Origin of the sequence: Streptomyces sp. NPDC048696 (genome assembly GCF_043198895.1) — a bacterium.
Taxonomy (GTDB): Bacteria; Actinomycetota; Actinomycetes; order Streptomycetales; family Streptomycetaceae; genus Streptomyces.
The window spans coordinates 1-25,066 of the sequence record NZ_JBICVJ010000033.1; the positions used below are offsets into that span (position 1 = coordinate 1).

Annotated in this window: 15 protein-coding genes and 1 pseudogene; 7 read left to right on the forward strand and 9 right to left on the reverse strand. The window is 70.8% G+C overall.

The window, feature by feature from the left end; genetic code table 11:
* Window positions 1-84, forward strand: a pseudogene (locus ACGFRG_RS35800) (IS5/IS1182 family transposase); the annotation flags it as partial.
* Between the two features lie 140 nt (window positions 85-224).
* On the opposite strand, the gene ACGFRG_RS35805 reads toward ACGFRG_RS35800, so the two are convergent.
* From ACGFRG_RS35805 to ACGFRG_RS35815, 3 genes are all read right to left on the reverse strand, one after another.
* Window positions 225-794, reverse strand: coding sequence for a suppressor of fused domain protein (locus ACGFRG_RS35805; protein ID WP_393270854.1), 570 nt, complete (start codon window positions 792-794; stop codon window positions 225-227).
* Between the two features lie 5 nt (window positions 795-799).
* Window positions 800-11,743, reverse strand: a complete 10,944-nt coding sequence (locus ACGFRG_RS35810) for a LamG-like jellyroll fold domain-containing protein (protein ID WP_393270856.1) — start codon at window positions 11,741-11,743, stop codon at window positions 800-802.
* 467 nt (window positions 11,744-12,210) lie between these two features.
* The gene (locus ACGFRG_RS35815) at window positions 12,211-12,750 is read right to left on the reverse strand and encodes a BMP family ABC transporter substrate-binding protein (protein ID WP_393270860.1); all 540 of its coding nucleotides are present in this window, start codon (window positions 12,748-12,750) and stop codon (window positions 12,211-12,213) included.
* A 389-nt stretch (window positions 12,751-13,139) separates the two neighbouring features.
* On the opposite strand from ACGFRG_RS35815, the gene ACGFRG_RS35820 reads away from it, so the two are divergent.
* Window positions 13,140-16,367, forward strand: a complete 3,228-nt coding sequence (locus ACGFRG_RS35820; protein WP_361431970.1) for a tetratricopeptide repeat protein — start codon at window positions 13,140-13,142, stop codon at window positions 16,365-16,367.
* A gap of 112 nt (window positions 16,368-16,479) precedes the next feature.
* Here the strand turns inward: ACGFRG_RS35820 and ACGFRG_RS35825 are convergent, their stop codons facing one another.
* Both ACGFRG_RS35825 and mca read right to left on the reverse strand, forming a co-directional pair.
* Window positions 16,480-16,734, reverse strand: a complete 255-nt coding sequence (locus ACGFRG_RS35825) for a hypothetical protein (protein ID WP_393270863.1) — start codon at window positions 16,732-16,734, stop codon at window positions 16,480-16,482.
* On the reverse strand, window positions 16,727-17,608 hold the full coding sequence (gene mca / locus ACGFRG_RS35830) for a mycothiol conjugate amidase Mca (protein ID WP_361431975.1): 882 nt from the start codon (window positions 17,606-17,608) through the stop codon (window positions 16,727-16,729). Before mca ends, ACGFRG_RS35825 begins: the two co-directional genes overlap by 8 nt.
* Window positions 17,609-17,735: 127 nt before the next feature.
* On the opposite strand from mca, the gene ACGFRG_RS35835 reads away from it, so the two are divergent.
* Window positions 17,736-18,137, forward strand: a complete 402-nt coding sequence (locus ACGFRG_RS35835; RefSeq protein WP_361431977.1) for a DUF4307 domain-containing protein — start codon at window positions 17,736-17,738, stop codon at window positions 18,135-18,137.
* Between the two features lie 225 nt (window positions 18,138-18,362).
* On the forward strand, window positions 18,363-18,860 hold the full coding sequence (greA, locus tag ACGFRG_RS35840) for a transcription elongation factor GreA (RefSeq protein ID WP_361385040.1): 498 nt from the start codon (window positions 18,363-18,365) through the stop codon (window positions 18,858-18,860).
* Window positions 18,861-18,939: 79 nt separating this feature from the next.
* Here greA and ACGFRG_RS35845 read toward each other — a convergent pair whose 3' ends face one another.
* The 3 genes from ACGFRG_RS35845 to ilvA form a co-directional block, all read right to left on the reverse strand.
* Window positions 18,940-19,791: an ABC transporter permease gene (locus tag ACGFRG_RS35845; RefSeq protein ID WP_361431980.1), complete on the reverse strand. Its 852-nt coding sequence runs from the start codon at window positions 19,789-19,791 to the stop codon at window positions 18,940-18,942.
* Window positions 19,788-20,810, reverse strand: coding sequence for an ATP-binding cassette domain-containing protein (locus ACGFRG_RS35850; RefSeq protein WP_393270869.1), 1,023 nt, complete (start codon window positions 20,808-20,810; stop codon window positions 19,788-19,790). The genes ACGFRG_RS35845 and ACGFRG_RS35850 overlap by 4 nt, the downstream gene beginning before the upstream one ends.
* Before the next feature lie 143 nt (window positions 20,811-20,953).
* A complete protein-coding gene (gene ilvA, locus ACGFRG_RS35855) occupies window positions 20,954-22,183 on the reverse strand; it encodes a threonine ammonia-lyase (protein WP_393270871.1) in 1,230 nt (409 codons plus the stop codon).
* Window positions 22,184-22,338: 155 nt separating this feature from the next.
* Here ilvA and ACGFRG_RS35860 point away from each other — a divergent pair, with 155 nt between their 5' ends.
* The 3 genes from ACGFRG_RS35860 to ACGFRG_RS35870 are packed head-to-tail and all read left to right on the forward strand — an operon-like array spanning window position 22,339 to window position 23,651.
* The gene (locus tag ACGFRG_RS35860) at window positions 22,339-22,842 is read left to right on the forward strand and encodes a MarR family winged helix-turn-helix transcriptional regulator (RefSeq protein ID WP_188276194.1); all 504 of its coding nucleotides are present in this window, start codon (window positions 22,339-22,341) and stop codon (window positions 22,840-22,842) included.
* A gap of 31 nt (window positions 22,843-22,873) precedes the next feature.
* Window positions 22,874-23,368, forward strand: coding sequence for a sigma factor-like helix-turn-helix DNA-binding protein (locus tag ACGFRG_RS35865; protein WP_393270874.1), 495 nt, complete (start codon window positions 22,874-22,876; stop codon window positions 23,366-23,368).
* Window positions 23,369-23,399: 31 nt separating this feature from the next.
* Window positions 23,400-23,651, forward strand: a complete 252-nt coding sequence (locus ACGFRG_RS35870; RefSeq protein ID WP_393270877.1) for a hypothetical protein — start codon at window positions 23,400-23,402, stop codon at window positions 23,649-23,651.
* Window positions 23,652-23,736: 85 nt separating this feature from the next.
* Here the strand turns inward: ACGFRG_RS35870 and ACGFRG_RS35875 are convergent, their stop codons facing one another.
* Window positions 23,737-24,891, reverse strand: coding sequence for a cystathionine gamma-synthase (locus ACGFRG_RS35875; RefSeq protein ID WP_393270880.1), 1,155 nt, complete (start codon window positions 24,889-24,891; stop codon window positions 23,737-23,739).
* Window positions 24,892-25,066: the final 175 nt, after the last annotated feature.

The following is a 25,066-nucleotide window of genomic DNA, read 5'->3' on the forward strand; positions in this document are numbered from 1 at the left end:
CGAATCTTCCGCCGGGCCCGCTGCAGCCCCAACCGCATGACCGCCATCGCCGCCGCAATCCTCACCCTGGAGCGTCAACGCTGAAAATGCTCAGTGAATGATCCGCCGACTCCCTCGCGCCGACGCGCGGCCTGTCCGCCCCGTCGGCATCACGTGGGAGTCCCGGGCGCCACGGACGGCGGCACCGGCGACGCCCCAGGCGATGTAGCGGTTTCTCTCGTCGCTCAAAGGACTTGCGGCCGACCCAGGTCGAGCAAGTCAGGGTCCTTTGCGATCAGTTGCGCTTCGAATTCAGCCCACCCGTGAGCCCTGACATAGTCGGCCTCGGCAGCACCAATGGGAATCATCCAGACAATGGCGACTCCGCGCCCGTCCTCCCGGTGGACCGATGAGAATCCGTCATCGAAATACACCGGAAGGGCGGCATAGAGCGCCACCATCTCGCTCCCGGGAGCCATCGGCCCCGGGAGACCGATGACATCCCCGCGCCTGATCAGGCGGCCTTCCGCGACCGCCTGGGACGCAACGCCTTCCAGCGCTCCCGGAAATGGACCGTACCCACCGTCAGGCGCGTACTGACAACCCACCAGCTCCAGGTAATAGTCCTGGTCACCTTCAGGGGCTTTTAGGGCGAATTCACTGAGACCGAGGGTCGCGAAGGAAGTGACCCCGGGAATGTTCCCGCCTTCGAACATGCAGACCGTCAGCTTCTGCGCGGGATCTCCGAGGTTGACCGACCAACCTCCGCGCATCCGCCCCAGCCGCGCCTCAAGATGACCTAGGACAACGCTCACACCGGCTACCCGTCTTCCCTGTTCCCTGCACCTCTGTTGCAGGGAATGCATTCTATACGCAAGCCCGTTTGGTTGTTGTCGAGCACTTCTTCACGCGTGACATTCGGGGCGAACTCCCGATTGGACCACGAGGTCGGGTAGTGACCTATATCGGCCTTCGGCTGATCACCGACAGCGTTTCGGAATACTTCACCCACGCAGTTCGGACCCTGCCGGGCACACATGGCCCCACCGCTGGGACCTGGCTCGGCATTCGCCCACAGGTCATTTACGGTTCCCGTCCTGAAATTAGGCCGACTGGTGACATACCCGGGGTCATTGGTGCCCTGGAGCTTCCCGTTGGCATTCAACTGACCAGGCTGCGCCCGGTTGGGGTCGGTCGCCATTCTTCCGTTGCGCAGCCTCGGCTGGCTTCCGTTCGCGCAGTCACAGGTAGGTGAGTGCTCGGGGTTGGCGCCACCGCAGTTGTGCACCAGAACCGGCGTGCCACCCGCGACGACGTAGTACGTGTGGAGGTCCCCGACGGTGAGGTCGTAGGTCGTGGTGTTCGCGTGGAACAGCCGTACGTCCGTGACCTCGGCCGTGCCGGTCGGGGTCTGGAGGACGTCACCCTCGTGCAGGTCCTTCGCCTCGACGAAGGCCGACCGCGTCTCGTCGTAGAACGGGTGGTGGAAGGTGGTCGTGAGGTGGTCGCCCTTCGCGGTCACCTCCGAGGCCGAAGCCGACGCCGAAGCCGACGCCGTAACCGCGACCGACGACGAGGCCGACGTCGCCGTCGGCTGGTCCGCCGCCTGGGCCGGGGACGCCACCGCGAACAGGGCCGCTGCGGACGCCAGGCCCAGCGCCGCCTTCCGGGTCGCCTTCTTCCCGAGGGCCTTGGCCGAAGCCGCCGCCTTGGCCCGCGCCTTCACGGCCACGTCCACGAAGTCGTGGTCCGTCTTGGTCACGATGACCGCCGTGACCTTGTGGGCCTGCGTGCCCGTCGCGCCCGGGACCGCGTTGGCCACCGTGTCGCCGACCTTGATCTGGTCGATGGCCTTCGACGTGCCGTCGGCCATCAGGACGCGGGTCTTGCCGGTGAAGCTGTGCGGGCCGCCGATGCGGCAGCTGCCGCCCTCACTGCTGGACCCCGCCTCGTTCGACTGGGCCCGCGAGGACGCCGACTCCGTCGCGTCCTTCGCCGCCGTCTCCCCCGCGTCGCTCGCTCCCTTGCCGAAGAGGCCGCCCACGGCCTCCATCGCCTTGGGGGCGAACTTGCTCAGGAGCTTGCCGCCGAGGGAGCCGAGGGCACCGCCGACCGCACCCGAGACCGCGCCCTCCGCCGCCGAGCCGGCGAACGCGCCGACGCTGCAACTGGATCCGCCGTGTTCGGCGCACTTGAAGCCCTGTTCGACCAGCGAGCCCGCGGCGCCCGCCGCGGCCGCGCAGCCGATCGTGCCGACGCCCGCGGTCACCGCCTCACAGCCCATGAACACCGCCGTGGACACGACGAACGAAGTGATCGCCGCCGCGTGGTGCTTGACGTACGTGGCCGCCGTCTTCACGGCCTTCACCGTGGCGTGGTAGGCCGTCCTGGTCGCACGGGCCACCGCGTGGGCGGCCTTCTTCACCGCGTGCACCACTCGTTTCGCCACGCGTTTCACCGCGTGGTACGCCGAGTGCACCGCGTGCACGGCCGCCCGGTAGTAACGGCGTACGTGCCGGGCCGCGTAGTGGTAGACGCGCCGGGTGTAGCGGACGGTGGCGCGGTAGTAGTCGCGGATGCGGTGCACCACACGACGGGCGACGTGCTTCACGGCGTGCACCACCTGGTGCACCACCGGCGCCACGTAGTGGTAGTACGAGTCCGACGCCCAGGAGCTGAAGGAGTTCCAGCCGCTGGAGAAGTAGGAGGTGGCCGAGTTCCAGCTGCTGGAGGCGTACGAGGTGACCGAGTCCCAGCCGCTGGAGACGGCGGAGGTGGCCTTGTGCCAGAGGGAGCCGAACCCCCAGTGCCCGGACGGGTCCGTGCCGGCCAGCGGGTTGTCGCCGACGTACGCGAACGGGTTGGCCGCCGCCTCGTTCGGCACCGGATCCAGGTTCACCGAGTCCTTGTTCAGGAACGTCCCCGTCGCCGGGTTGTACCAGCGGGACGCGGTGCCGACCTTGCCGGTGTCGAGCTCGGTCCAGCCGGACTGGAAGCCGAGGTGGCCGATCAGACCCTGGCCCGCGGTGACATTGCCCATCGGGTCGTAGGTCGCCGATCCGGCGAGGGCGCCCGCGCCCGGCGTGAAGGTGCCGACCACGTCGTTGTGGGAGTCGGTCATCGCCAGCACGCCCGCACCCGGTGAGGTGCCGCCGTTGATGCCGATCAGCGAGCCCGTCGGGTCGTAGGAGTAGGTGTACTCGCCGTCGGAGGCGATCGTGTTTCCGGCGCCCGAGTACTGGAAGGTACGCGTGGACTGGTTCGCGGCGACCGCGTCGGTGATGTTCCGCCCGCCCGCGTCCAGCGTGTAGGAGTGCTGCCCGGCGGTGATCTGGTTGCCGAACGCATCGGCGCTGTAGGCGACCTGGCCGTTGGCCGCCGAGGTGTCGGAGGTCATCGTGCCGCGCGCGGAGTAGGCGTAGGTGTGCACGCCGTCCGAGGTGAGCTGGTCGCGGGCGTCGTAGGTGTAGACGTTGGCGCCGACCTGGGTGCGGTTGCCCGAGGCGTCGTAGCCGTAGGCGGTACTGGCGCTGCCGTTGTTCCACGAGGTCAGGCGGTCCGCCTGGTCGTAGGTGTAGGTGTTGCTGGAGGCCCCGGTCACCCCGCTGGTGTTCTTCGAGGTGACGTTGCCGTTCTTGTCGTAGCCGTAGGCGATCGAGGCCAGCGTCGTCGCGCCCTGCATCAGCGTGTCGCCGGACAGGTCGTGCGCGCTGTTGTAGCTGAAGGAGCGCAGCTGGCCGCTGCTGCCGTACTTGATGGAAGTGAGCTCGTTGAGCTTGCCGTAGCTGTACGTGAGAGCGTTTCCGGACGCCGCGTCGTTGAGGGTCGACAGGCGGCCCGCCGTGTCATAGCCGTAGGACGTGGTCCCGGCGGCGTCGGTGCGGGTCAGCGGGGACGAGTCCTCGTTGTAGGTGAAGCTGGAGGAGCCGGCCGCGCCCGAGGCGGAGAGCAGGTTGCCCCGGTCGTCGTAGGAGAACGACTCGTGGGTGGCCGCCTGGTGGTCCTTCGCACCCGCCGTGCCCGCCTCGGCGGTGTCCGCGGTCAGCACCCGGCCGTTGCGGTCGTAGGCGAAGCTTCGGGTGGCGCTCGCCGCGTCGGCTCCCTGACCGGACGCGGTCAGCAGGTTGCCGACCTTGTCGTAGGTCATCGCGGTGGTGACCCCGCCGGGCTGCGTGGTGGCGACCAACTGGCCGTTGGCGTCGTAGGAGTTGGTGGTCGTGGAGTCGGCCGCCGAGGTGTACTGGGCGGTGGCCGGCTGCGTCACCGTCTCCTGCTGCCCCCACGGGGTGTAGGTGTACAGCCAGGAGTTGGCCCGCCCGTCGGTGAACCGGGTGCGGTGACCGGCCGCGTCGTACCCGAACGACGTGGTGATCGACGTCGTCGCGGTGACGGGCTGGATCTCCTGGGTGACGGTGCCCGCCGCGTCGTAGGTGAAGTGACGGGTGTTGCCGTTCGCGTCGGTCGACGCGACCACGTTGCCCACCCCGTCGTACACCTCGTTGTACTGCCTGAGCTGGGTGCCCGCCGCGTCGTACTGCGTGGTACGGGTGGGGTTGCCGGAGGCGTCGTAGTCGGTCTGGCTCCAGGTGTTGTCGGGCAGGACGGTCTTCTGCCGGTGGCCCATGAAGTCGTAGGTGTACGCGGTGGTGTTGCCCGAGGCGTCGGTGACCGAGGTGAGCTCGCTCGCCCGGTCGTAGCCGTAGGTCGTGGTGACTCCGCCCGGCGTGGTGGTGGAGGCCAGGTTCGCGCCGTACGGGTTGCCGGCGGTGACCGCGTAGGAGTTGGTGGTGGTCAGCGTCCGGGTACTGGGGTAGCGCTCCAGCCGGGTCGAGGTGAGCTGGCGGCCCAGGTAGTCGTAGGTGGCCTGGGTGGTGGCGCCGGTGCCGTCCGTCTGCGACAGGCGTTCGCCGTTGGTGTCGTAGGTGGAGTGGAGCGTCGTCCCGTCCGGCTCGGTCACCTGGGCGACCTCGCCGAGCTGGTCGTACAGGTAGCTGGTGCTCTGGCCGCCCGGTGTGGTGGCGGTGAGCTGGTTGCCGTCGCTGTCGTACGTCCATACGGAGGGCGCCGTGACGGAGGCGGTGGAGCCGGCCGGGGTGTAGGCCGGCAGCGTCTGGGAGACCTTGTTCCCGTTGGCGTCGTAGACCGTGGTGGTCTGGTTGCCGTTCGGGTCGACCTCCTCGACGGCCTCACCGAAGGTGTTGAACCCGCTGGTGGTGACCGGGCGCTGGGTGACGGGCGTGCCGCCGGCCGTCTCGACCTGGACGGCGGGCGCGGTGGTGACCGCGAGGTTGCCGGCCTCGTCGTAGGAGTAGCCGGTGGTGTTGCCGTTGGCGTCGGTCATCGACGTCGGCAGGCCGCGCTTGTCGTAGGTGTAGCTGGTGGTCCGCTGGCTGGAGGAGCCGACCGTGCCGCCCGTGCGGCCGTTCCCGTAGAGGGTGTTGACCTCCGTACCGGTCAGCGCCCTCGGATAGACCTGGACGTTGGAGACCGATCCGGCCAGGAAGTCCGTGGCGGTGCCCGCGTACTTGGCGGCGCCGATCGTCAGCGGACCGGACGCGTTCCACGGGGTGGTGTTGGTTCCGGTGCCGGACAGGGTGCCGTTGACGTAGATCTGGCTGGTGCCGGTGGCGACGTTGTAGACGCCGACCAGGTGGGTCCAGGTGCCGGCCGTCGGAACGGCGGTGGAGTACGCGGAGGGGAAGGACGGCGCGGCGGTGTCGCCGTTGGTCTGCTCCATGCTCCACAGCGGGGCATTGGTGTGCGCGTAGTTGTACTGGAGGTAGAAGGAGCTGGCGTTGGTGCCGTTCTGGGCGACGACCGTCGCGTTGTGGGTCGGCAGCGAGGCCATGTTGACCCACGCGGAGACGGTGTAGGAGGCGCTGGTGTCGAGCACCGGGCCGTTGGTGGCGACCTGCTGGCCGCTGGTGCCGGCGAAGGTCGCCGCGTCGTTGCCCCAGGTCGCGCCGGTGGCGTTGGCGGTGTAGCCGCTGCCGGAGCTGTCGGTGACGTTCGTGCCCGAGCTCTGGTTCAGCTTCCACCAGCCGGACGGGTGGCCCGAGGCGTCGCCGTACAGGGTCTCGCTCAGCGGGTTGCCGGCCGCGTCATAGGTGGACGACGTGGTGCGGTCCCAGCCCGAGGAGTCGTGCTCGTTGCGGGTGGCGACCTTGTCGTCGGGGGTGTAGGAGACGGAGGTGACCCGGTCGACACCGGTCGGGTCGACGGTGGTGCTGGTGGTCCGGGAGGCCGCGTCCACCGTGAAGTTCGTGACGGTCTGCCCGTTGTCCGTGGTCTGCGACAGGCGGTTGCCCGCCGCGTCGTAGGTGGTGGACCTGAGCAGCGTCGAGGAGGCGCCGTCGGCGCTCTTCTTGGTGGCGGTGGCCGCGAGACCGTTGTCGGTGTACGTGTACGAGGTGGTCGAGCCCATCGAGTCGGTGACCGAGGCGAGGCGGCCGGCCGGGTCGTACGCCCGGGAGGACTCTACGAGTTCGGTGGCGGAGTGCGGGCTGACCGGGTCGCCGGTGTACATCAGCGACTGGGTCAGCAGATGGCCGTTGTCGTCGTAGGTGTACTTGGTGGTCGTGCCCGACTTCGACACTTCCTGGATCTTGTTGCCGGAGCTGTCGTACGTGTACGTGGTGGTGCCGCCGTTGGTGCCGCCCGCGTTCGCGTTGGCGTCGGTCCGGGTGGCGACGTGGTCGTACGCGTCGTACGTCTGGGTCTCGGTGCGCGAGGAGTCGCCGCCGCTGGTGTCCTTGACGGTCTGCGCGGTGATGTTGCCGTCGATGTCGAAGACGGTGGTGGTGGCGGCCGCGTGGGTGGCGCCGGTGACCCGGTCCACGAGCTGCGGGTCGTCCTCCTCGACGATCTGCCCGGCCTTGTCGTACGCGTACGACGTGGTCAGTCCGTTCGGATAGGTGTCCGAGACGACCTTCTTCGACGTGACCCGGCCGAGCCCGTCGTAGCCGTACGTCGTGACCAGTCCGGCCACGTCCGTGGTCGAGGCGATGTCGCCGTTGTGCAGGTAGGAGACGGAGTCGACGGCGCCGGCCGGTGACGTCGTCCGCACCGGCAGGCCCTTGGGCACGGTGCCGGAATCGGCCGCCGGGAAGGCGTAGGTGCCGTCGCTGAAGGTGGTGGCCGAGGTCCGTCCGGACGGGAATCCGGCCACCGGCGGCCCGGTGACGGCGGTCTCGTCACCCGAGGCGTCGTAGGTGTACGAGGTCAGGTACGTCGGGTCGGTGTCCGAGGCGGACCGGCCGTCGCGGTGGGTCAGCACCAGGTCGTTGCGCGGGTCGGCGGTGGTGAGCTGCGCGGTCGTGTCGTCGGGGTAGTACGTGAAGTACTCCGTGGAGCAGACGTTCGCGGCCTGGTTCTGGCAGGTGGTGGAGGAGACGATGTTGCCTCGCACGTCGTGACCCGTGACGGTCATGGCGCCGTTGGGGTCGGTGACGGTGTGCTCGAAGCCGCCGGTGTCGTAGCCGAAGGAATGGGTGTTGCCCAGGCCGTCGGTCTCGGACAGCTTGCGCATGTTGTTGCCGAGGTCGTACGTGTACGTGGAGACCGCGTTCGCCGGGGAGGTGACCTTGACGGTCTCCACCGGCAGCAGGCCGGTGGAGTTCAGGCCCGCGCGGAAGTGCGCGGCGGCGTCCTGCGCGGTCAGCGCGGTGCGGTAGGTGGCGGCCTCGGCGAGCGAGCCGTTGAAGTACGCGACCGTGCCGTTGGTCAGGCCGGTCCAGCCGGGTCCTGTGGTGCCCGCGCCGAGGTAGTCCGTGGTGCGGGTGGCGGAGTTGAGGGCGGCGGTGCCGGTCTTGGTGGCGGCCTGCACACCGTCCAGGTACAGGGTCTGGCTGGTGGGCGAGGCGCTGAGCAGGACGTGGTGCCACTTGCCGTCGGTGACGGTGGAGGTGGTGCCCATCTGCACCGAGCCGGAGCTGGTGTAGAAGCCGCCGTACAGCTTGTTGTCGCTGCCGATCCACAGCTGGGGAGCCGTGCTGGTGGGGGAAGCACCGATGGGCGCGTTCTGCGCGTTCATCAGGATCGCGGTGCCGTGTGTGGTGGTGAACCACAGTTCGGCCGACGCGGAGGTGTCCCCACTCTGGACGTCCGGGACGGTCACATACGAGCTGGTGCCGTTGAAGGCCGCGGCCTTCTGGTCGCCGAAGGGGCCGGCCGCGCCGAGCGTCACCGCGTTGTACGTGCCGGTGCCACCCCGCGTCTCGTCCAGGGCGGTGGTGGCGCCCGCCGCCTCGCCGAGGCGGAAGTACGTGGCGGGCGCGCCGCCGAGGACCGCGCCCCGGTAGGTCTGGCTGGAGCCGGCGACGGTGGGCGCGCCGAGCTGCCACACCCCGCCGTTCTCGTCGGTGAGCTGGGTGAGGGTGGTCGTCGCCGGGTCGTACGTCATCGCCGAGTGGGTCTTGCCGGACGGCCGGGTGATCGACGAGAGCACGCTGGCGGCGTGGGTGCCGTAGTTGTAGAGCGCGGCCACGTCGGCGGCGACCAGCGGCCTGTCGTACCAGGCGGCATCCGCGATGGAGCCGTTGAAGTAGGTGGCGTAGCCGGTCTTGTCGGTGCTGGACTGGTGCGGCTCGTCGGGCCAGTTGCCGCCGAGGAAACCGGCACCGAGCGTGTTGTACTGCTGGTTCTTGCCGAAGGCGACGCCCGGCTGGATGGAGACAGTGCCCGAGAGCGAGCCGACCTTGGCGCTGTCCAGGTAGAGGGACTGGGTGTTACCAGCCGCCGACAGCACCACGTGGTGCCACCTGCCGTCGGTGACCGCGCCACTGGTGGTGATCGGCGCGATGCCGGCGCTGTTCCAGAACTCGGCCTTCAGCTTGCCGTCGGTGCCGACGTAGATCGTCGGGGTGTACGCGCCGGGCGAGTTGCCGGCGGTGACGGGCTGGGAGGCGTAGGAGTACAGGACGCCGGGCCCGGCCGAGGTCTTGAACCACAGGGACAGCGCACCGGAGTCGGTGTTGTTGCCCATGTCGAACGGCAGGGTCGCGTACGAGCTGGTGCCGTTGAAGCCGGCCGCCGTGCCCGAGCCGCCGGCCATCGGGCCCGCCTGACCGAGCGTGACATTGCTGTACGTGGCGTTGGTGGTGCCCTGGTTGGCGAGGACGGCGTCCTTGGCGGTGGTGCCGGAGGCCTCGCCCATCGGCCACAACGCGTGCGGGCCGAGGTCGAGCGAGGCGTTCTGGTACTGCGAGCCCGAGGTGTAGGTGTAGGTGGTGCACTGCGTGGTGGTCAGCGGCGCGCACACCGAGGTGAGCTGGTCGCCGCTGTAGCCGTACGTCCAGGTCTGCGCGCTGGTGTTGTCGGCCGGGTCGGCGTAGTCCGTGAGGACGGTGGCCACGTGCGCGGCGCTCGCGCCGGACGGGGTGGACCAGGTCAGGGTGAGCGAGCGGCCGGAGGTTGCCGAGCTCATCCTGGTGACCTGGCCGCCGGTCCAGCTCAGCGTGATGGCACGGCCGTTGGCGTCGGTGACCGAGGTGAGTCCGTAACCGCCGGAGCCCAGTGACTGGGTGAACGTGTAGGTGGTGTCGTTCTTGTCGGTCAGCGTGTAGCCGCCGGTGACGGCCTTGAAGGTGGCGAAGCGGCCGGCCGGCGGCGAGAAGCTGCCGTCTCCGTTCTTTCCGTAGCCGACCTGCGAGCCGTCCGGATAGCTCACGACCGCGGACACCACGGCGCCCGCCGCGTTGTACTGCTCGGTGGCGCGGGAGTCGAAGATCGAGGACCAGCCGGCGCCGAACGCGCCCGTCCAGCGCGGGTCACGGGAGTTGTAGTCGCGGCTGACGTCCAGGGACGGGCCGACCGTGGAGACGGTGGCGTCGGTGTCCTCGGTCGTGTAGTTGCCGATCGGCGGGTCGAAGCCGTGCTCGCTGCTGTTCTGCGAAAGGCCCGAGGTGACCAGCGGCTGCGGGACCTGGATGTTCAGGGCGTACCAGGTGGCACCGGAGTACAGGCCGGCGTCGTAGGACTGCACGGTCCACGAGTAGCTCTGGCCCCACTTGAGCTTGCCGGCCGGGACGACGTAGTCGCCGGTGGCGAGCAGACCCGAGTCGACGACTTTGGTGTTGGTGTTGTCGTAGACCTGGAACTGGTACTTGGTGGTGGTGTTGGCCTGCGCGTTGGCACCACCGGACCACGCGGTGAGCTCGGGGGTGGTGGTGTACGCGGTGGCGTTGTTGTTCGGGTACTGCTGGTAGACCTGCGGCGGCGTGGTGCCGGTGTAGGTGACCGACAGGTACGGGCCGAGCGACGGGTCGTTGAACGAGCCGAACTGCTTCCAGTGCAGCCCGTCGTTGGTGGCCGCGTAGACCGCGAGGCCGTAGTCGGGGGTGGTGCCGTTCATCCAGCCCTGGATGGAGGCGGTGGTCAGCGGAACGTCCACCCAGTCGCCGACGCTGCGGTCGGCGCCGGTGTTGGCGCAGGCGTGCGGGACGGACGGGGTGGCGTTGCCGATGGAGGCGCCGTAGGAGGGCCCCGGGTATGCGGTGACGCCGGTCGGCGTCCAGGCGCTGGTGACCTGGGCGACATCGAACCGCTCGGCGGTGCAGGTGGCGGCCCAGGTGTCGAAGAGGTGCAGGTCGGCGGCGGTCACGGTGACCTTGGAGCCGTCCCAGCCGCTGTACCAGTGGTTGACGTAGGCGGCCGCGGAGTGCGGACCGGAGTCATACGAGCCGATCTTGACCGTCTGCTCGAAGGAGTGGTCACCGGGGGCGCCGGACTCGGCGTAGGTGGTGGTCCAGCCGTCGGTGATGGTCGGGTCGACGGTGACCGGGAAGACGCGCGCCGCGTCGTGCAGCCAGGCCGCGTCCAGGGTGACCTTGAGGACCTGGTGGCCCGCCTCGCCGGCCAGCTGGTACGTCACCGCGTGCGTCGTCGCCGGGTCGCCGGAGTGCGGGTCGACCTTGGAGTCGTAGGCGTACGCGGCCGGGATCCGCTCGGTGACCTTGCCGTTCGCGTCCCGCAGGTCGATGGAGCCGTCCTTGGCCTGGACAGCGGTCAGGCCCTTGAGGGTGAGCGGGAAGGTCCAGGAGTTGGCGGCCCGCGCGGAGTGCAGGACGACGGCTTCCTTGACACCGGTGGCGGTGGGGGCGACCACCAGGTCGGTGCCGGGCAGGGTGCCGGCGTAGGTGACCTCGGAGCCGTCGGCCTTGCCCGCGACCGGGGCCGCGCCTTGGAGCCCGTACGACAGCACGTGGTCGTCGTCGGTGCTGAAGGAGACGACGGCGGAGTCGGTGCTGCGGGGCGCGAAGTCGACACCGCGCGAGTTGGCGCTCTCGTGCAGGCGACCGTCGCCGCCGGCCTTGACCCGGGTGTCGATGGGCTGCCAGTCGCCGTTCGCGTCACGGTAGTTGACCGGCGTCTTGGCGATCTTGCGGGTGGTGGTGCCGTCCGCGTTGTCGAAGACGCTGTCGGTGGCGGTGGACTTGGCGGCGTTGCGCCTGCTGGTCTTCGCGGAGAAGCTGCCCGCCGAGGCGCTCGGCCCGGCCTTCGACGCCTTCGCGTACGGGTGGTACGCGTCGAGCTCGCCCTTGCCCTTGCCGGGCGCGTGCCCCGCGCCCTTGCCGGCCCGGGTGGACGCGGCGCTCGCCCGGTGGCTCAACCCGGCCGCGCTGCCGCCCTGCTGACGGGGTAGGTGCCCCCACGTCGGGTCCTTGAACCAGGCGGCGAGGCCCGACCAGGACAGGCGCGGCATGGACAGCGCGGGCAGCGTGGCGCCGTCGGCGGCGGCCTGTTCCGTCGTCAAGAGCAGTGCCATGGCGACGAACGCCACCATCGCGGTGGCGCGCAGCCACCGCCGACGCAGAGCTGTCCACCGAGGGTTACGGCGGAAACGGCGAGTGCGCACGGCACAGACCCCCAACAAGATCGACACACAAAACGCGCCGATCCTGCCGTTCCGGTTACGCCGTGAGAAGCCCTCCACATAGGCTCTTGACCAGGGATTTAGCGTACCGATTGAAAGCCGTGCACCTCACACCTTTCATTCCGTTTTAGGCCTGCCGCATTCTTTGCCAACCCCGGCCCTGGTCTATACCTATGAGGTAGCTGTGAGGACTCGTGATCGGTTATAAGCCAACGCCGCACAAGATCCAGCCAAAGAGGCGGAGTCGGCGAACCGGGGCCGGGGCACGGCCATCTGACGAAAGGGTGGTCTCTGGGACCGGGCGCCGGGGCGCGTACTCGTCCCGCGTCGACCGCCGGGCCGGTCCCCGGGCCTCGTCGCTACCCCTGGAGCGCGCTCTCGACCGCCGACGCGACCTCGCCCCGGACGCCGCTGTCACCGGTGGACGCGAGCACCTTCACATTCGCACCGGCCGACTTTGCGCCACCCGTTCCCTCGACGACCAGAAACCGCGTCTTGGGGAACTTCGGCCCGTCGAGGGCGACCGCACCCCGAGGCGCCGCGCCCACCGTCAGCACCACCGTGCACTTGCGGCTCGCCAGGGTCGCCAGATACGGCGCGGCGTTGCCCGCGCTCTGCTCCCCCGCCACCGCGAGGTAGCTCACCTTGGCATGCGTCTTCACCGACGCATCCTGCATCCCGGCCCACACCGGGCCCACCGAGGCGTCCGCGAGCCCGCGTTCGGGGGTGAGCAGGCAGGCCTGCTGCTCGGTGTAGGCGCGCGCCCGGGTGGGCGGGACATCCGCGCCGCCGTCCGAGCCGTCCGTCACCGCCACCACGATCCCCGCCACGGCCACCGCGGCCACCGCGGCACCACCGCCCAGCACCCAGCGCCGGTGCGCACCGATCCACGCCTTCACGGCCGTCCTCCACAAGAGCCCGGCGGGCCGCCCGGTACGCCGGCCCGCTCATCGAGCGCGCAGCTTACGCGCCCCCCCGAAGCGGCCCCGGGAGTGGCTCCATGCCAGCTCAGGACGGTGGGACCGGGAGGCGGCGGCCGCTGGGCCGGACGGCGGAGGCCGCTGGGCCGGACGACGGAGCCTGCTGGGGGCAGCCGCCGAGCACCGCCCTCACCCCGCCCTGCCGCCCGACGGTGACGCCTCCCGGACCAGGCGGTCCCGCAGGGGCACATAATCCCCCACCCGGTGACTGATCCGCCGACTCCCTCGCGCCGACGCGCGCCAGGCAGGACACTTGAGCCGCGACACGGACTCGACCAGCACACGATCGCTCTCGGAGGGGGACCCATATGCGGGACGGCCATCGGGCGGAGGCCGAGCGGCTGTTGGTACGCGCCGTCGAGGAGGAAGTACGGCGCTCCGGCGGCAGAGCGGACGCCAACGCGCTGCTCACACGGGGCCGGGCCGCGCTGGACGCGCTGGCGGAGAGCGCCGCCGAGGAGTACGCCGCGTACACCGCGGCGCTCGACGAAGCGGAAGCCGGGCAGCTGACACTGGGCGCGCGATTCGCGAAGGAGAAGGCGGCAACGGCCTTCTGGGCGACCGGGGTCGCGGCCGTCGCCGCCGCTCTGGCCGACACGGCGCTGGGCTCAGGTGCGGGGCCCGCCGTCGGCACCGCGGGCGCCGTGGCCGTCGCCGGGGCCGCGACCACCGTCGTCCGGGTGACCGCCGCGCACTGGCCGGCCGCGCACCGGCGGGCCGGCGAGCTCGGCCGCCCCGGCGGCGCCGAGCAGCTGCGGTTGCAGTGGCTGACGGCCCTTGACGTGCGGGGCATCCGGCCGTTCCTGGACCAGCAGCGGATGGTGACGCCGACGACCCGGACCGGCAAGAAGACGACCGCCGCCGTACCGACGCAGCTGCGCGGCACGGACAAGAGCGCGGCGGCCCGGCGCCGCTCGGTCCTGGAGCAGTCGTTCACCCATCTCCCCGAGCCGCAGGGGCCGTTCGCGGGCCGCCGTGCGGAGATCACCCGGATCGCCCAGTGGGTGCACTCGGCGCGCGCCGCGACCGAGACCCGGCCGGTGGTCGTGGTGCTGCACGGCCCGGCGGGCGCGGGCCGCACCACGCTCGCCGTACGGGCGACGCACGAGCTGAGGGACCAGTTCCGGGGCGCGTGCCTGGTCGATCTGCGCGGCGGCGGGGGCGGCGAGGCGCCGCTGCCCACCCGGGACGCGCTGCTGCATCTGCTCAACCGGTTGGGCGCACCCCGCGAACAGCTGCTGTTCCGCGAGCGCTCCTCGGCCGACCAGCAGGTGCGCCGCCTCGCCGAGCTCTACCACCAGCATCTGACGGGCCTTCCGGTCACGGTCGTCCTGGACGACGCCTCGGACGCCGAGCAGGTGCGCACACTGGTGCCCGAGCGGTCCGACAGCCTGGTCCTGGTGACCGCCGCCGGGCCCCTCGAACTGCCCGCCGACTTCCCCGCCTGGGTGCACCAGCTGCCCGTCGAGCCGCTGGACGAGGCGGGCGCCGAGGAGCTGCTGCGGGAGGCGGCACAGCACGAGCCCAAGGAGCCGAAGGAACCGTACGACCGCGAAGCCGCCCTTCTCGTACGGGAGTTGTGCGGTGGACTGCCGCTCGCGCTGCGGATCGCGGGCTCCTCGCTCGGCCCCCGGGACGCGCGGGCGCTCGCCGCCGACCTCGGGGCGTACGGCCCGGTCGCGCCCGTCGAGCGCGCGCTGTGGCTGCGCTACACCGACCAGGGCGAGACCTCCCGCAGGCTGCTGCGGCGGCTCGCGCTCGCCGGGCGGGCCTCGCTCGGCGCGGCGGCGGCCGCGGCCCTGCTCGCCACCAGCGAGGCGGAGGCGGGCCAGCTCCTGTCCGCGCTGGCCGAGACGGGCCTGATCGACCGGGTCCGCGCCGACCGCTTCCGCCTGCACGACACCGTACGGGCGTTCGCGCAGGCCAGGCTTCTGGACGAGGAGGAGCCCGCCGAGCGCACGGCCGCGCAGGAGCGGCTGATCCGGAACTACGCGGAACTCGCCGACGCGGTGATCCGTATGGTCGACGGCAAACTCTCCACCCGGGCCGGGCAGTTCGGCAGCCACGGCTTCACCTCGCTCGACGCGGCCCTGCGCTGGCTCGACGACGAGTCGAGCTTCATCACGGCGGCGCTGCGCGGGGTGGAGGGCGTCGACCAGCAGGCGGTCCTCGGCCTGCTCGGCGCGCTGTGCGACTACTGCCTGCTGCGCGGCGACCTCTACCGCCTGGGCGAGATCAGCGAACTGTCCCAGGCCGTCGACCAGGGCCTGCTCGAACGCTCGGTGCGCTGGCGCACCGGCATCGCGGCCCGCCAGCTGGGCGAGCTCGACAAGGCCCGTACGACGCTGTCGTCCGTCGTCGGCCTCTACCGCGAGGCGCAGAACGACGCGGGCGCGGCGCTCGCCCTCTGCTCGCTCGGCATCACGCTGCACCACCAGGGCAACCTCACCGAGGCCGCGGCGAAGCTGCGCGAGGCCATCGCCCTGCAGTCCGCGCCCGAGCAGGACGAGGACCGCGCCTGGTCGCTGCACGCCCTTGCGGCGGTCGAGCGCGACCGCGCCGACCTGGCGCAGGCCCTCACCCTCCTGGACACCGCGCTCGCCCTGCACCGCGAGGGCGAGTCGCTGCACGGCGAGGCCTGGACCCACTTCCAGCTGGGCCAGGTCTGTCTGCGGATGGGCGACGTCCCGCGCGCGGAGGACGAGTTGCGCACGGCCCTCGACCAGTACGGGCGCACCCGCGACGGCCGGGGCGTGGCCTGGGCGCTCACCCAGCTGGCCCGCGCCCGCCTGGTCGACGGCGACCCGTCGGTGGCCGTCGACCAGCTGCGCCAGGCGCTCTCGCGCCACCGCGAGCAGGAGGACGCGCGCGGCGAGGCGTGGACGCTCTACTACCTGGGCCAGGCCCTGGAGGAGCGCGGCGACCGCGACCAGTCGGTACGCGAACTGGAACGCGCCCGCACCATGTTCTCGCGCATGCGGGACGTGTACGGGCTGGCCTGCGCCCGCCACCACTCGGGCCGCGTCACCCGCGACCAGCGCGCCGCCCAGACCGGCAACCTGCGCAACTCCGGCTTCGCCCGCCAGCTCCTGGTCGACGCCCGCGCCGACTTCCACCGCATCGGCGTGGCCCACGGCGAGGCCTGGACGTGCCTGGAACTCGCCCTGATCGACGCGGGCAACAACCGCGCCCCGCAGGCGCTCGCGCTGTGCGACGAGGCGGTCGAGCTGTTCGCCTCCTACGGCGACCTGCGCGGCGGTGACTGGGCCCGCTTCCTGCGCTGCACCCTCCTGCCGTACGCCTCGGCGGGCGGCTCGGAGATCGGCGCGGCGGTGGCCCAGGAAGAGCTCTCCCAGCTGGTCCGCGCCCACCACGCCACCCGCGACAGCAAACTGGAGGACTGCGCGGAGGCGTACGCGCTGATGCTGGAACGCGGCGTCGAGCTGGAGGACGGCTGGCAGGCATGGCTGCTCGGCATGGTCCCGACCCGGCATTCCCGGGAGGTCATGGGGGTGCCGGTGGGGGCGACGCGGTAAGCCGGGAGCCGCGCCCGCTGCCACCGGATCGGGCGCTGTTTCCCGGGCGGGCGCCGGACCTCGGCCACGCGCGCTGAGGCGCGCGCGACCGAGGTCCGATGCCAGGCCCTGGTCAGGCCTTCTTGGGGGCGCCCTTGCCCGAGGCGGCGGCCGGGGTCGGCTCCGCCGCGCCCGGGGCGTCCGGCGTCTCCTCGAAGTCGACCTTGCGCATGTGGCGGTTCATCGACTTCATCAGCATCCACACGCCCGCGGCGAGCGCCGCGAAGACGATGAAGCCGAGGACGCCGGGCGTCACCTTGTTGTCGTCGACCTCCTTGGCCAGAGGGACGAGGTGTGTCAGTGCGAGGCTTGCGCTCATATCAGGCATTCTCGCGTACGCCCGCGAAGAGGTCGTCCTCGGGGAGGGAAGTGTCCACGAGCGACTTCGCCAGCTCGTACTCCTCCGTCGGCCAGACCTCCTTCTGGATCTCCATCGGGACCCGGAACCAGCCGCCGTCGGGGTCGATCTGCGTGGCGTGCGCGATCAGCGCCTTGTCGCGGATCTCGAAGAACTCCGCGCACGGAACGTGCGTGGTCAGCGTGCGCTCGACCCGCTCGAACTCCTTCCAGCGCTCCAGCCACTCGGCGTACGGGGACTCCATGCCGCGGTCCAGGAGCGCGTGGTGCAGCGCCAGCGTGCGCGGCTTGTTGAAGCCCTGGTTGTAGTAGAGCTTCTGCGGCTGGTACACCGGGCCGAACTCGGCCTCCGGGAACTTCTCCGGGTCCGCCGCGCCCTCGAACGCCACCATCGAGATCTTGTGGGTCATGATGTGGTCGGGGTGCGGGTAGCCGCCGTTCTCGTCGTACGTCGTGATCACCTGGGGACGGAACGAGCGGATCTGCTTCACCAGCTCGCCGGCCGCCTTGTCGACGTCCTCCAGGGCGAAGCAGCCCTCCGGCAGCGGCGGCAGCGGGTCGCCCTCGGGCAGCCCCGAGTCGACGAAGCCCAGCCACTCCTGCTTGACCCCGAGGATCTCGCGGGCCTCGTCCATCTCCTTCTTGCGCACCTCGTGGATGTGGTCCTCGATGTACTTGTCGCCCTGGAGCTTCGGGTTGAGGATGGAGCCGCGCTCGCCGCCCGTGCAGGTCACCACCAGCACGTCCACCCCCTCGGACACGTACTTCGCCATGGTGGCCGCGCCCTTGCTCGACTCGTCGTCGGGGTGGGCGTGCACGGCCATCAGTCGCAGCTGCTCAGTCAAGACAAGATCCTCAGTGATTTCGGCGCCCTCTGTGTTGCCCTCTGTGATCCGGCGCGATGGGCGGCTTCTATAGTGACCGAATCGGGGGACGGAAAATTCCGGCACCCCCAGCAGCAGGAGGACGATCATGGCCGCGGCAAGCCAACCGCTCCCGGAGGGGCGCTACGGACGCACCGCGGACCAGCGCGCCGACCGCAAGCTCAAGATCATCGGTGCTGTTCTCGGCGCGGTGCTGGTCGTCGTGATCGGCTGGATCGGCTACGACTATGTATCCGGAAAGTCGGTTTCCGCCCAGGTCATCACGTTCCAGGTGGTTTCCTCCAAGGCCGTCGACGTCCATCTGGAAGTGCGCAAGGACAGCGGCGAGACCGGTGTCTGCACCCTGCGCGCGCTGGAGGCCGACGGCGACGAGGTGGGCCGCAAGGACGTCCGCTTCGAGCAGCGCTCGGGCCGGATCGACCAGGTGATCAGGGTCCAGACCACGTCGCGGGCCACGGCCGTCGACCTGGTCGGCTGCAAGTCGGCCTGACCGCTCGCACCCGGCCGACCGCACCCGGTCAACCCGACCCGGCCGGGCCGGGCCGTAGACGCCTCCGCTCCCACGGCGCTGACCTGCGGCGACGATTCCCATACGGTTTCCGTCCTCCCCCTTCGCGCCCTGAATTGTTAGGCTCGTGGTTTCGCCCACCCGAGAGGGAACATCCTTCTGGGTAGGGCGATGCGCTTGTATTCCCAGTACCGACGAGGAGCACCTGTGACCCAGACCAGCGACAACGTCACCTGGCTGACCCAGGAGGCGTACAACCAGCTCAAGGCCGAGCTGGAGTACCTGTCTGGTCCCGCGCGCACGGAGATCGCCGTAAAGATCGCGGCGGCCCGTGAGGAGGGTGACCTCCGGGAGAACGGCGGGTACCACGCGGCCAAGGAGGAGCAGGGCAAGATGGAGCTCCGGGTCCGTCAGCTGACCCAGCTCCTTGAGCACGCCAAGGTCGGCGAGGCCCCCGCCGCCGACGGCGTGGTGGCCCCCGGCATGCTCGTCACGATCGCCTTCGACGGCGACGAGGACGACACGCTGGAGTTCCTGCTCGCCTCCCGTGAGTACGCGTCGACCGAGATCGAGACGTACTCCCCGCAGTCCCCGCTCGGCTCGGGCGTGAACGGCAAGAAGATCGGCGAGGACGCCGAGTACGAACTGCCGAACGGCAAGAAGGCCTCGGTCAAGATCCTCGCGGCCACGCCGTACACGGGCTGAGCCACGCACACCGACCGCACGAAGCCCCCGGCCAGGCGCCGGGGGCTTCGTCGTGTGCGCTACCGCTGCCCGTTGCCCATCAGGCCGTCGCCGAGCGGTACTTGCGTACCGCCAGCGTGCGGAACAGGACGATGATCACCAGCGACCAGAGCAGCGACGCGTACACCGGGTGCTGCATCGGCCACGCGGTGGAGTGCACCACGCCCGGGTTCCCGAACAGGTCCCGGCACGCCTGCACGGTCGCGCTGAACGGGTTCCACTCCGCGATGTGCCGCAGCCACGGCGTCATCCCATCGGTGGACACGAACGCGTTGGACACGAACGTCACCGGGAAGAGCCAGATCAGCCCGCCCGACGTGGCCGCCTCGGGCGTACGCACCGTGAGGCCGATCAGGGCGCCGATCCAGGAGAACGCGTACCCCAGCAGAAGCAGCAGCGCGAACGCGCCGAGCGCCTTCGGTATGCCGTGGTGGACGCGCCAGCCGACCAGCAGGCCGACGACGGCGAGCACCACGACGGTCAGCGCCGTCTGCACCAGGTCGGCCAGCGTACGGCCGGTGAGGACCGCGCCCCGAGCCATGGGCAGCGACCGGAACCGGTCGATGAGCCCCTTGTGCATGTCGTCGGCGATGCCGGCGCCCGCGCCCGCCGTGGCGAAGGTGACGGTCTGGGCGAAGATCCCGGCCATCAGGAACTCGCGGTAGCGGCCGGGCTCCAGCGAGCCGCCGACGGCGACCGAGCCGCCGAAGACGTAGCTGAACAGCACCACGAACATGATGGGCTGGATCAGCCCGAAAATGATCATCTCCGGGATGCGCATCATCCGTATGAGGTTGCGCTTGGCGACGACCAGCGAATCGTTGATCGACTGGACCACGCCGCCACGCGGCTGCGGAGCGACGAGGCGCGGGGCATCGATGACGGCGGTCACGAGGAGACCTCCTGCTCGGTCTGGTTCTTGCCGCGCTTACGGGACTTGGGGTCCTGCGCCTCGCCGTTCTCCTCCTTGAGCTCGGCCGCGTGGCCGGTCAGCGAGATGAACACGTCGTCGAGGGTGGGGCGGCGCAGCCCGATGTCGTCGATCTCCACACCCCGGTTGTCGAGCTCGCGGATGACCTCGGCGAGCAGCTTGGCGCCGCCGGTGACCGGGACCGTGAGCTTGCGGGTGTGCTCGGCGACGGTGACCTCGCCCTTGCCGAACCCGGCGAGCACGGCCCGGGCCGGGCCCAGCTCGTCGTGCTCGTGCACCACGACCTCGACGCGCTCGCCGCCGGTGCGGGCCTTGAGCTGGTCGGCGGTGCCGCGCTCGATGACGCGGCCGTGGTCGACGACGCAGATGTCGTGCGCGAGGTGGTCGGCCTCCTCCAGGTACTGCGTGGTGAGCAGCAGGGTGGTGCCGCCCGCGACGAGCTCCTGGATGACCTCCCACAGCTGCTGCCGGTTGCGCGGGTCGAGGCCGGTCGTCGGCTCGTCCATGAACATCACGGGCGGCGAGACGACCAGGGCGGCGGCGAGGTCGAGCCTGCGGCGCATGCCGCCGGAGTAGGTCTTGGCGGGGCGGTCGGCCGCGTCGGCGAGGTTGAACTTCTCAAGCAGCTCGCCCGCCCTGGCCTTCGCCTGCTTGGACTTCATCTGGTAGAGCTGGCCGACCATGTGAAGGTTCTCGCGGCCGGTCAGGTACTCGTCGACGGCCGCGAACTGGCCGGACAGGCCGATCGCGCGGCGCACCTCGTTGGGATGCTTCAGCACGTCGATGCCCGCGACGGTGGCGCGGCCGCTGTCGGGCTGGAGCAGGGTGGTCAGGACGCGCACGGTGGTGGTCTTGCCGGCGCCGTTGGGGCCGAGCAGGCCCAGGACCGTGCCCTCGGGGACATCGAGGTCCACGCCGTCCAGAGCCTTTACGTCGCCGAACGTCTTCACCAGGCCTTCGGCATAGATGGCGCCTGGCATAGGTACCCCCAGAGTTGGGTGTCGTTTGTCCATAAATCCTAGGTTTGCCGGACATGTGATGCCCGGTGGAGCTGTGGCGCAGGACACAGACTAACGCGATGTATCGCGTTTTCTCAAGGGGTTTTCGGCGGCTGGCGCGGGCGTCAGGAGATGATCTGGTAGCCCGCCTCCCGCAGCGCCGCCGAGACCTCCAGGCAGTGCTCCGGCCCCTTCGTCTCCAGGTGCAACTCCACCTCCACTTCCGTGAGTCCGAGCCGCGGATCGGTCCGTACGTGGCCCACATCAAGGACGTTAGCGTCGACCACTGACAACGCCCTGAGAAGCTCGGCGAGCACCCCCGGCCGGTCCGTGATCCGCACCCGCAGGCTCAGATAGCGCCCGGCCGCCGCCATGCCGTGCCGCAGGATCCGCTGCAGCAGCACCGGGTCCACGTTGCCGCCCGACAGCACCGCCACCACCGGTCCCCGGAACGCCCCGGGATCGCTCAGGAGCGCCGCCACCGGGCTCGCCCCGGCGGGCTCCACGACCAGCTTGGCCCGCTCCAGGCAGAGCAGCAGCGCGGACGACAGGGCGTCCTCGGAGACCGTGACGATGTCGTCCACGAGCTCCCTGATCAGCGCGAACGGCACGTCCCCGGGCCGGCCCACCTTGATCCCGTCGGCCATCGTCGGCGCCGGGTCGATCGCCACCGGGTGCCCGGCCGCGAGCGAGGGCGGATACGCGGCGGACGCCGCCGCCTGCACGCCGATCACCTTCACATCGGGGCGGACCGCCTTCACCGCGACCGCGATGCCCGCGGCCAGCCCGCCGCCGCCGATCCCGACGACGATCGTGCGCACCTCCGGGCACTGCTCCAGGATCTCCAGGCCGACCGTGCCCTGGCCGGCGATGATGTCCGGGTGGTCGAAGGGGTGGATGAAGACGGCGCCCGTCTCGCGCGCGTACTCCTCGGCGGCCGCCAGCGTCTCGTCGACGACGGTGCCGTGCAGCACCACCTCCGCGCCGTACTCACGGGTCGCGGCGACCTTCGGCAGGGGCGCGCCGACCGGCATGAACACGGTGGAGCGCACGCCCAGGAGCGAGGAGGCGAGCGCCACGCCCTGCGCGTGGTTGCCCGCGCTCGCGGCCACCACCCCGGCCGCCCGCTCCTCCGGCCGCAGCCCCGCGATGCGCACATAGGCGCCGCGCAGCTTGAACGAACCGGTCCGCTGGAGGTTCTCGCACTTGAGGTGGACCGGGGCGCCGACCAGCTGCGTCAGATGCCGCGAACCCTCCATCGCGGTCATCCGCGCGACGCCCGCGAGCATCTTCTGCGCGCCCCGGACGTCGTCGAGGATGAGGGGACGCAAGGGGTCAGGCGTGCTGAAGCTCATGACGTCAAGTCTCGCAGCTCATCGGCCCCGGGGCCGCTGCGGTCCGGATCCGCCGAGCAGTTGTCCACAGCTTTGCTCAGGGCCGGTACGCGTACGGGTCGGGCCGCGTACTCTGTCCCCCACCACACCGACCGCCGCACGAGAGAGCCCCGGCCATGCCCACTACTCAGGACATGACTTCCCATCTCGACCCAGGTCTCCTCGATGCCCTCCAGCACCAGGTGGCCATCTTCGCGCGCCGCGCGGAGCAGACCCGTCTCGGCGGCGTCGGCCAGGTCCGCAACTCGATGGACCGCGCCGCCTATCTGCTGCTCAACAGGCTCGACCAGGAAGGCCCGATGGGCGTCAAGGCGCTCGCCGCGGGCATGGGCATCGACTCCTCGACCGTCACCCGCCAGGTCGCGCCGCTCGTCGACACGGGCCTGGTGAAGCGGACTTCGCACCCCGAGGACGGCCGCGCCGTCGTCCTCCAGCTCTCCCCGCGCGGCCAGGCCCGCCTCGAAGAGGTGCGCTCCTCGCGGCGCGAGCTGATGGCCCGGGTGACGGACGGCTGGACCGAGGACGAACGCGAGTCCTTCTGCACTCTCCTGACCCGCTTCAACTCAGCTCTCTCAGCGCGCCAGTCGGCGACCCAGGAACCGGCGGCGCCGACCTCTTGACCTGCTGCGCGCGCTGCCTTCAGATGAGGCCATGCGCGCGCGCCAGGCGGAACTGCGGCGCCGCAGCGCCCGCGAGTTCGAGGCGTTCGTGGCGGGCGCGGGCGGCAGGCTGCTGCATGCCGCCACCCTGCTGACGGCCGAGCCCCCCGAGCACAACGAACGGGCCCGCCGTCTGCTGACGGCCGCCCTCGCCCGGACGTACGCGCGCTGGGACCCACTGCGCGGCGACGACCCGTACGTGCGCACCCGCCAGGAGCTGGCGGCCAGGTTCGCCGCCACGGCCTGGCGCCACCACCTGCACCGCGACCGCCGGGCGGGCGTGCTGGCCCGGCTCACCCCGCAGGAGCGGCTGATCCTGGTCCTGCGGCTGTACGAAGGGGTCGCGGAGGAGCAGGTCGCCGCCCTGATCGGGCTGCCGGTGGACCGGGTCCGGGTGATCTGCACGCGCGCGATCGCGACGATGCGCAGCGCCCCGGCGGGCACCCGTCGCCCGCGTCCGCAGGCGACAGCGGAGGGGGCGCGGTGAACGCGGCCGACCGCCGGGAAAGGGGCGCCCGTTGAGCCTGCCCGACCGCAAGGAGGCCGAGGTCCGCCGCCTCCTGGAGAGCCCGCATCCGCCGGTTCCGACCGAACTCGCCGCACAGGCGGCCGAGTTGGGCCTGCGGATACTGCACCGACGGCAGGCCGCGCGGCGGCTGATGTGGCTGGCGATCGTGGCGGCGGCGGTCGTCTTCGCGGTATGGGCGGCACGGGTCCACCCGTGGACCGCGCCGCCGTCCACGGTGGCGCCGCCGGTGGACGGCTTCTGAACGTACGCCTGCATAGTCACGCCTACGCAGTGAGGGTCCCGGGGCGCAAAGAGCCCCAGGACCCCCTACGGGGGTGGTGGAGCCGTCAGCCCAGCGCCTGCTGGAGGTCGGCCAGCAGGTCGTCCACGTTCTCGATGCCGACCGAAAGGCGCACCAGGTCGCCCGGCACCTCAAGCGCGGACCCGGCGACGCTGGCGTGCGTCATCCGGCCCGGGTGCTCGATCAGCGACTCGACGCCGCCCAGGGACTCGCCCAGGGTGAAGATCTTGGTGCGGGCGCACAGGTCGACCGCCTCCTGCTCGCCGCCCGTGACCCGGAACGACACCATGCCGCCGAAGGCGCGCATCTGCTTGGCCGCGACCTCGTGGCCGGGGTGCTCGGGCAGCCCCGGGTAGAGCACCTGCGACACCTTGGGGTGGCGGGTCAGCATCTCCGCGATCTTCCCGGCGTTCTCGCTGTGCCGGTCCATGCGCACCGGCAGCGTCTTGATGCCGCGCAGCACCAGCCAGGAGTCGAACGGCCCGGCGACCGCGCCCATCGCGTTCTGGTGGTACGCCAACTCCTCGCCCAGCTCGGCCGAGTTGGTGACCAGGGCGCCGCCGACGACGTCCGAGTGGCCGCCCATGTACTTCGTCAGGGAGTGCACGACGACGTCCGCGCCGAGCGCGAGCGGCTGCTGGAGGTAGGGGCTCGCGAAGGTGTTGTCGACGACCAGCTTCGCGCCGGCGTCCTTGGCGACCGCGGCCACGGCCGCGATGTCGGTGATGCCGAGCAGCGGGTTCGAGGGCGTCTCGACCCAGATGGCCTTCGTACGGTCGGTGACGGCGGCCCGTACGGACGCCGGGTCGGAGGTGTCGGCGACCGACCACTCCACACCCCACCGCGAGACGACCTTGGCGAAGAGGCGGAACGTACCGCCGTACGCGTCATTGGGGATGACGACGTGGTCGCCGGGGGCCAGCAGCGTACGCAGCAGGCAGTCCTCGGCCGCCAGGCCGGACGCGAAGGCGAGCCCGCGGACGCCGCCCTCAAGGGCGGCCAGGTTCTCTTCCAGGGCCGTACGGGTCGGGTTGGCGCTGCGGCTGTACTCGTAACCGCCGCGCAGCCCGCCCACACCGTCCTGCTTGTAGGTGGAGACCTGGTAGATCGGGGGTACGACCGCACCGGTCAGCGGATCCGCGGTGTTTCCGGCATGGATCGCGATGGTCTCGAAGCTCTTGTCGAGGTGCTCGTGGCTCATGAGGCCAGAGCCTAGTTGGCCCGATGGCGACATTGGGGGTGGTCGCCGGTAGCTGAGACACGGGGCGGCGCAGGATGAGACGGGGCGGGCGGCGGGCGGGGCCGACCTGGGCCGGAGCGGGGCGTCGGCGGCGCCGGGTCCGACGCGGGTCGGCCGCCCGGGTCGGTGCCGGGTT